This is a genomic window from Tunicatimonas sp. (assembly GCF_049647865.1).
In the GTDB taxonomy this organism is placed as follows: domain Bacteria; phylum Bacteroidota; class Bacteroidia; order Cytophagales; family Cyclobacteriaceae; genus Tunicatimonas.
This window is the reverse complement of record NZ_JBARYM010000149.1, coordinates 1-7,213: the sequence shown is the minus strand read 5'-3', so window position 1 is coordinate 7,213 and position 7,213 is coordinate 1. Positions and strand designations below refer to the sequence as shown.

The window sequence follows — 7,213 nt, the reverse complement described above, 5'->3', positions numbered from 1 at the left end:
AACGTGGTGCGAATGTACGAGAAGTACAAAGACGAGGGGTTTGAAATTTACGGGGTTTCACTCGATCGCTCTAAGGAAGACTGGGTAGCGGCTATTGAGAAGGATCAACTCACTTGGAAACACGTTTCCGACTTGCAGTACTTTGATTCGCAAGCGGCTCGGCTGTATAATATTAATGCAATTCCCGCCACGGTGCTCATTGATCCTGACGGGAATATTGTTGCTAAAAACCTCCGAGGACCGGCTTTAGAGGGAAAGCTTAGTGAGATATTTGGCGGTGCTTAGTATTGTTGCGCTTTAAAAATCCCCCTAGCCCGTTCCACGGCGGCCTCCTTTTAAAAAGGGGGAAATGCAGCTTGATATCCTAATTCACATGATAATTTGTTAGTAATCGAATGATACTTTCCCCTTTCCTAAAGAGCCACCATGGAATGGGGGGGGCAGGGGATTATTATCTAATCTTGCCTGAAACACAAATCAACTAATATTGGTAAAAGTTCTATTTCCGATGCGTAGCCCGCCAGCGTTCCGCTCGCTCAATGCTATTGCTTAGCGCGCTCTGCACTGTTTCTAAGGACGATTCAAAATCTGGAGTTTGAACAGTATCACTCTCGAGCTTAGCACTATCAAATTGATTAGGATACTGGGTTCGTAAAACGATCCAGGCCGTTTCAGCATCAGTTAGGGTAAAATAGATGTTTTCCAGTGTATCGGTTTGATTTCGTGCCTTGGGAGCTGAACCGAGCGTATAGAGGCTGTCCAGGTCTTTACGAAACTGCCCTTGCAACTGTCGTACTTGTTGAATCTGCTGAGAAAGAAGCGTTATTTGGGAAAGCGATTGGTCTTCTAAAGAATCACCCGTAGCTAATGCTTCAACTTCCAACGTTGCAATCTCACTGCTCGGGGTTGCCGACGGTTGACAGGCAGTGATAAGCAACAGAAAAATTGACAGTTGAAAATAGATAATAGAAAAGTAAAAGCGAACCATTTGACACACACTATCAATTATCAACTGTCAACTATCAATTAGATTATTACATATCTTCCAGTACCTTCATCACTTCTCGCACGTGTTGCTCAGAGGTTTTCAGCAACTCCATTTCATCGTCGTTCAACTGTAACTCGATCACTTTCTCTACCCCGTTCTTGCCCAAAATTACCGGCACTCCCAAATAACAATCATTAATGCCGTATTCGCCATCCAGTTGAATACATACCGGGAATACTCGTCGCTGATCGCGCACAATAGCTTCTACCATTTGAGCGGCGGCTGAACCGGGAGCGTACCAAGCTGAGGTACCCATCAGTTTAACTAGCTCTCCCCCACCGGTTTTGGTTCGTTGCACAATAGCTTCTAATTTCTCGTCGTCAATCAGTTCGGTTACCGGAATACCGCCCACCGTGGTGTAGCGAGGCAGAGGGACCATTGTATCGCCGTGGCCACCCATTAGCACCGCCTGAATATCTTTGGGGGAAACATCCAGCGCTTCGGCCAAAAATGCCCGGTAGCGAGCGGTGTCCAGGATACCCGCCATGCCCATTACTTTGGTGCGGGGTGCTTTTGAAGTAAGGTGTGCTTGATAGGTCATCACATCCAGCGGGTTAGACACCACAATAATAATGGCATCAGGCGAATGCTCAATAACATTTTCCGTTACTGATTTTACGATCTTGGCGTTAGTACCAATTAGATCATCGCGCGACATCCCCGGTTTACGAGGTAAGCCCGAGGTAATTACCACTACTTCCGAGCCAGCGGTTTTGCTGTAATCGTTGGTAGACCCAATAGTGCGAGTATCGTACAGGTTAATCGGGGCTTTTTCCCAGATGTCAAGGGCTTTTCCTTCGGCCAAGCCTTCTTTAATATCGACGACGACGACTTCATTCGCAATTTCACGGTAAGCCAGTACATCAGCGCAGGTAGCACCTACATTACCCGCTCCTACTACAGTAACTTTCATAAACTAGGTTGATTTTGGTTTAAAAAATATTCGCTCATGCAATCTAAATCAGGATAGAGACAAACCCAAACCGGATTGCCTAAATATTGGCACTCACTTGATTAAGGTTAAAAAAGCCCTTGGCTGAGCGATATACGTGAAATAAATCTTGTAAGTAGGCATCGTATACTTCACCCAGCGAGGCTAACATTTTCGCTTTGATCTGGGGGTTGCTGGCGAATATATCCTGAATATTTACGTGGGGTATTACGTAAAGTTCAGCTTCGGTGGAGCGCACTACCGAACTATAGGGGCGTTGAGTCTTTACTAACAGACTGTTGTTGCCGAACGATTGGCCGGTGGAAATAATGTTTAGTGTTTCAAAGTCTTGCTCTTCATCAATCAGCAGGGCCACCCGGCCCTTTTTTACCAAGTACAAAGCGTGGCTAGGATCTTTCCTAAAAAAGACTACTTCATCTTCCTTGTATTTTCTCAGGTATAAATACGAAAAGAAGGCTGATTTCTCTTTGGCAGTTAGTTGCTCAAACAATTGAAAGGTCGATAGAAAGTTAATGAGCCCTAGCTCCTCGTCTGTAAAAGATCGCTGAAAAGGATTACGCATTACAAATTGCTGATTGCTGATTGCTGATTGCTGATTGAATAAAAGTACACAGTTTTTCCTGAATCAGCAGGGTTGCCAGGTAATTTCGTACACCGGTTCATCTGGTTTAGATAAGCGAAAGCGGTGATCAATCCGATGACCAATAATCCATACTATCTTTTCACCCGAAAGCAGTACTAGTGTTCGTGCTTTGATGTAGCGAGGCACTTTACCATCAATAAGAAAGTCGCTAATCTTTTTGCGTTGCTTCATTCCTAACGGCTGGAACGTATCGCCCGGTTGCCAGTGCCGAACTTGAAGGGGAAATTGAAGTTTATCGTACGCCAACGCTGCGACGCTAGCATCCGATTTTATTTGATACGCCAAGCCTTCTAACTTTCTACCCCGTAATTGTCCAAAAGAAGTTTCTGTGGTTTCTTCTACTTGAAGTTGAGCGGAAAATACGGTTGGAGAATCTTTTGACGTAATGATTAATTGCTCCCGATCAATCCATAGGCAGTAGCTTTCCGAGAAGAATTGCTTTCCGGGTTGACTATCACTTTTAATAACGGTCATTATCTGTTCAACATCGTTCCAGGTAAAGCCGTAGGATAAAATCCATTCCAATAACAAAGAGGTTGCTTGTGGGTGACTTTTTAAAATATTTTTTTGGATAAATAACGTATCGCCTTTTTTAGTAATCACCTCACTACCAACCTTTTCTACTTCCTGCTGAAAAATAGCTTCTACGTCTTGTAATCGCTGAAACGTAGCCTGAGTCGTCGCCAACAACGCTGGATTGATCTTTTGCAAGGCCGGAATAATGTGATGTCGCACCCAATTGCGCTGGTATTTATCTTCCGCATTGCTACGATCTTCTCGCCACATCAGTTGATTCTCTTGGGCGTAAGCTTTGATTTCATCTTTAGTGGCCCAGAGTAGCGGACGAACCCAAATTCCAGTTTTGGGCAACATACCTCGCAGCCCTGCAATCCCACTACCATTGGCCAAATTCAGTAGCATAGTCTCCAGCTGATCGTTATGATGGTGAGCTAAGGCAACGTAGTTGAATCCTTCGTTGGTGGCTAAGTGGGTGAACCACTCCCGACGAAGCTGACGGGCTGCCATTTGGGTCGATATTTTCTGGTTTTCGGCAAAAACTTGAGTGTCGAACGAACTACTAAAAAAAGGGACATTATACCGCTCTGCCAATTGCTGAACGAATGCTTCGTCCTGTACAGATTCCTCACCCCGTAGTTGAAAATTAACGTGGGCAATGGCCCAGTGCTGGTGCTCTTGCGAGAACAAATGGCAAAGTACCAATGAGTCACCCCCCCCACTTACCGAAAGAAGGATTCGATCATTTGATCCAAACAACCGTTGTTCGTTCGTATATTTACGAAACTTTTCTTGAAATGAATTCAATGCTTTTGCCGTTAGCTATGGTAAGGTACAAAATAGAATGAAGAATTTATTACGCTACGCGGTATTCACCGGTTTGCTTTTATTTGTTGTTTTAACTTCCGCTTTCGGTCAAGGTAAGCTTCAAATTGAACATGCCGATCAGTTGAAAGGTGGTAAAGATGCGGATGGAAATAATTTCCAGAAGTTAATTGGAGATGTTCGTTTGGTACAAGGAAATACCCGCATTTACGGTGATTCCGTACTTCGCTATCCGGAACGGAACTTTGCCGAAGTATTTGGCGATATTGTTCGGATTGAGGAAGGCGATACAATCGTAGTAACCGGGGGCCGACTTCGTTACGACGGCAATAATCGCATAGCTGAAATGCGGGATAATGTGATCTACCAAGATCCTAGTATGAAGCTCTACACAGATTTCTTGGACTATAACCTGGCTGATAACATCGCTTATTATTATGAGGGCGGAAAGTTAATAGATACAACGAATGTGCTAACTAGTCGGCTAGGTACCTACCAAGCGGCCACTAATTTAGCGGCTTTTAAGGACAGTGTAGTACTAATAAATCCAGAATATACGTTGGAAGCTGATACGTTGGAGTATAATACGGTTACCCAAGTTGCCTACACCCGGGGACCAACAGTGATTACTTCCAAAGATAGCACCCAATTGAATGCAGAAGCGGGCAGTGAGATTAGCACCACTGATAAACAGTCGATCTTTGGATTAGGCACTATTGAAACGGACGCTTACCTAATTAGTGCTGACCAATTATTTGCCGATGAGCTGAATAAACGTTATAACGCGACCAGCAACGTAGAGATGGTTTCTAAAGAGCAAGACGTTACTATTATTGGCGACTCTGCCTTTTACCTAATGGAAGAAGGAATTACCAAGATATACGGCAGTCCGGTAATGAAAAAAGTGATGGAAGGTGACACTTTATACTTGGCAGCAGATACGCTAGTAAGTGTAGAAGACTCTATTCCAGCTAACGAACGAATTTTGGCGTATCCGAATGTCCGCATCTATCGCTCTGATCTTCAGGGAATTGCGGATTCTTTGGCTTATCATATTGTGGATTCGGTGCTGCACTTTTTTCAAGACCCAGTGCTATGGGCCCAGGGTAGCCAGATTGAAGCCGACTCCATCAATATTGAACTACTCAACGGACAGATTCACAAAATGAACGCTACCGATAATTCTTTTGTGGTTTCCACCGATACGCTTAGCAACTTCAATCAGATCAAAGGCCGAGATATGGAAGCCTACTTCGATCAGGGGAATATCTCCAATATCAATGTGCACGGCAACGGAGAGAGTATTTATTTTCCGTTACAGGGTGATTCGATGATTGTAGCGATGAACCGCATTCTGTGCAGTGATATTTATATCTTCTTCGAAAAGAATGAGCTGAGCAGTATCAAGTTTGATGTGAAGCCAGAAGGTAGATTCGTACCTCCTCACGAGATTACCCCCGAAGAAACCAAGCTAGACGGTTTTGCCTGGCGAATTGAGGAACGCCCTACGTTAGAAACTATATTTGACTACATTCCTCCCGACGTTCCCGGTCCGCCACCCATCAATATTGAGGTGAAGCCCGTGCCGATTCCTACGTTTCCTTAGCACGCATTTACGGTTATGATACCAGTATTATTAGTGTGTTTTCTTATTTAAGATTCGTAACAAATCCCCCTGTATCCCCCTTTTTCTAAGGGGGAAAGACAATTAATTGGGTATAATTGGTTCATGCTGTAAGCTTTGTGGTATCCATTGACTATTTTCCCTTTTGTAAAGAACCACTATGGAACAGGGTTAAGGGGATTTAATACTCTCTTATTAAAAGCAAATATTGACTATCACCCTTGTTTATCATAAGGAAACGGGCTGGTGGCCGTCCAGCCACCGTCTACTACCAATGTTTGTCCGGTAATCTGAGAAGCTTTCGGAGAGAGAAAAAAGAGGGCAGCCTGGGCAATATCGGCTATTTCTGCTGGTCGCTGAGTGGGGGTAACTCGCTGCCAGCTTTCTACATAATTCTCATCTTCCTGTAAAGTACGCTCGGTCACCGTAGCTCCGGGAGCTAAGGCATTAATCGTGATCTGATGCGGGGATAGTTCGGCGACCAGATTTTTCCCCATCATGCTCAACGCGGCTTTGGTCATGGCGTACACGGTTAGTTTAGCTGCAGCCTGTACGCCAATTACTGATGACATTAGTAAAACTCGTCCGCCTTGCCCCTGGTCACGCATTTGCCGGGTGGCCGCTTGAGTCAGAAAAAATCCTCCTCGCAAATTTAAGTCTACTACTCGCTGAAAATCTTCTGGCCTAAAAGAAAAAAAATCACCGAACATGGTGATTCCAGCATTAGGAACTACGATATCTATCCTATCAAACTGCGTTACTGCTTCTTCCACAATCTGCTGCGTAAATTTTACCTGACTGGCATCACCCGGAAAAGCCACACATTGCCCCTCCCCTTCCGACTGAATTGTTGCTGCCGCTTGGTGAGCTAACGAAGCGTCTAAATCATTCAGCACTACTGAGGCTCCTTCTTGTACTAGTTGTCGAGCAATCTCGTAACCAATTCCAGTTCCCGCCCCAGTGATGATCGCTACTTTATCAGTGAATCTCATCAATTACGGATTAAGCAGTACTTTCACCGCTTGTTTTTCTTCCATCAAATCAAAACCCTTGCGCCAATCGGACAGGGGAAAGCGGTGGGTGATAACGTCGCTTAAATCTAGCGTTTGTTGACCTAGAATCTGCATCGTTCGTCGCCAGGTTTCTTTGGTGTAGCCTACCGAACCGTAGATTTTCAGTTGCCTAAATGCCACCAAATCCCAGGGAAGCACCAGGTCTCGACCAAAGTGGCCAACTTGCACGTAGCAGCCTAGCGGACGAAGAGATCGCAGGCAGTTTTGTACCGATGCTTCCGCTCCGGCCGTTTCAATCGCCAGCGCTACTCCCTGCCCGTCGGTTTCCTCAGCAATCACTTCTGCCAGATTTTCCTGGTTTACGACTACCGTGCGGGCCGCCCCGTACTTCCGAGCCATTTCCAACCGTAGATCGTCCTCACTCGTACCGGCTACAATCACTTTCAGTCCGTGGGCCAGCATCATCTTTAGGCATAGTAAACCAATCGGCCCCGGCCCTGATAGAAGCACTACATCGCCCAGTCGAAACAAAGCTACTTCTTCTACCACATGTACCGCCACAGCAAGTGGTTCTACCAATGCTCCATATTCC

General features: G+C 45.2%; 8 protein-coding genes. 2 read left to right on the top strand and 6 right to left on the bottom strand.

The genetic code is table 11. From position 1 onward, the window contains the following. Window positions 1-285: peroxiredoxin family protein (locus WBA23_RS04685; RefSeq protein ID WP_424581090.1), on the top strand; the 285-nt coding region annotated here is incomplete at its 5' end. 214 nt (window positions 286-499) lie between these two features. Here WBA23_RS04685 and WBA23_RS04680 read toward each other — a convergent pair. The 4 genes from WBA23_RS04680 to tilS form a co-directional block, all read right to left on the bottom strand. Next, complete coding sequence (locus tag WBA23_RS04680; protein ID WP_424581089.1) at window positions 500-988, bottom strand: hypothetical protein; 489 nt, start codon at window positions 986-988, stop codon at window positions 500-502. A gap of 46 nt (window positions 989-1,034) precedes the next feature. Further along, window positions 1,035-1,961, bottom strand: a complete 927-nt coding sequence (gene mdh / locus WBA23_RS04675) for a malate dehydrogenase (protein ID WP_424581088.1) — start codon at window positions 1,959-1,961, stop codon at window positions 1,035-1,037. Window positions 1,962-2,040: 79 nt separating this feature from the next. Next, window positions 2,041-2,562 carry a Crp/Fnr family transcriptional regulator gene (locus WBA23_RS04670; protein ID WP_424581087.1) on the bottom strand — a complete coding sequence of 174 codons (522 nt, stop codon included), beginning with the start codon at window positions 2,560-2,562 and terminating at the stop codon, window positions 2,041-2,043. Window positions 2,563-2,625: 63 nt separating this feature from the next. Then, entirely contained in the window at window positions 2,626-3,966 is a 1,341-nt protein-coding gene (gene tilS, locus WBA23_RS04665) for a tRNA lysidine(34) synthetase TilS (protein ID WP_424581086.1), read from the bottom strand. 37 nt (window positions 3,967-4,003) lie between these two features. Here tilS and WBA23_RS04660 point away from each other — a divergent pair, with 37 nt between their 5' ends. Further along, window positions 4,004-5,590 (top strand): OstA-like protein, encoded by a 1,587-nt coding sequence (locus WBA23_RS04660; RefSeq protein ID WP_424581085.1) that lies wholly within the window; start codon window positions 4,004-4,006, stop codon window positions 5,588-5,590. Between the two features lie 233 nt (window positions 5,591-5,823). On the opposite strand, the gene WBA23_RS04655 is transcribed toward WBA23_RS04660, so the two are convergent. Further along, window positions 5,824-6,600: an SDR family NAD(P)-dependent oxidoreductase gene (locus tag WBA23_RS04655; protein ID WP_424581084.1), complete on the bottom strand. Its 777-nt coding sequence runs from the start codon at window positions 6,598-6,600 to the stop codon at window positions 5,824-5,826. A 3-nt stretch (window positions 6,601-6,603) separates the two neighbouring features. Beyond that, window positions 6,604-7,213 (bottom strand): zinc-dependent alcohol dehydrogenase (locus tag WBA23_RS04650; protein ID WP_424581083.1); only part of this gene is annotated, 610 nt, incomplete at its 5' end.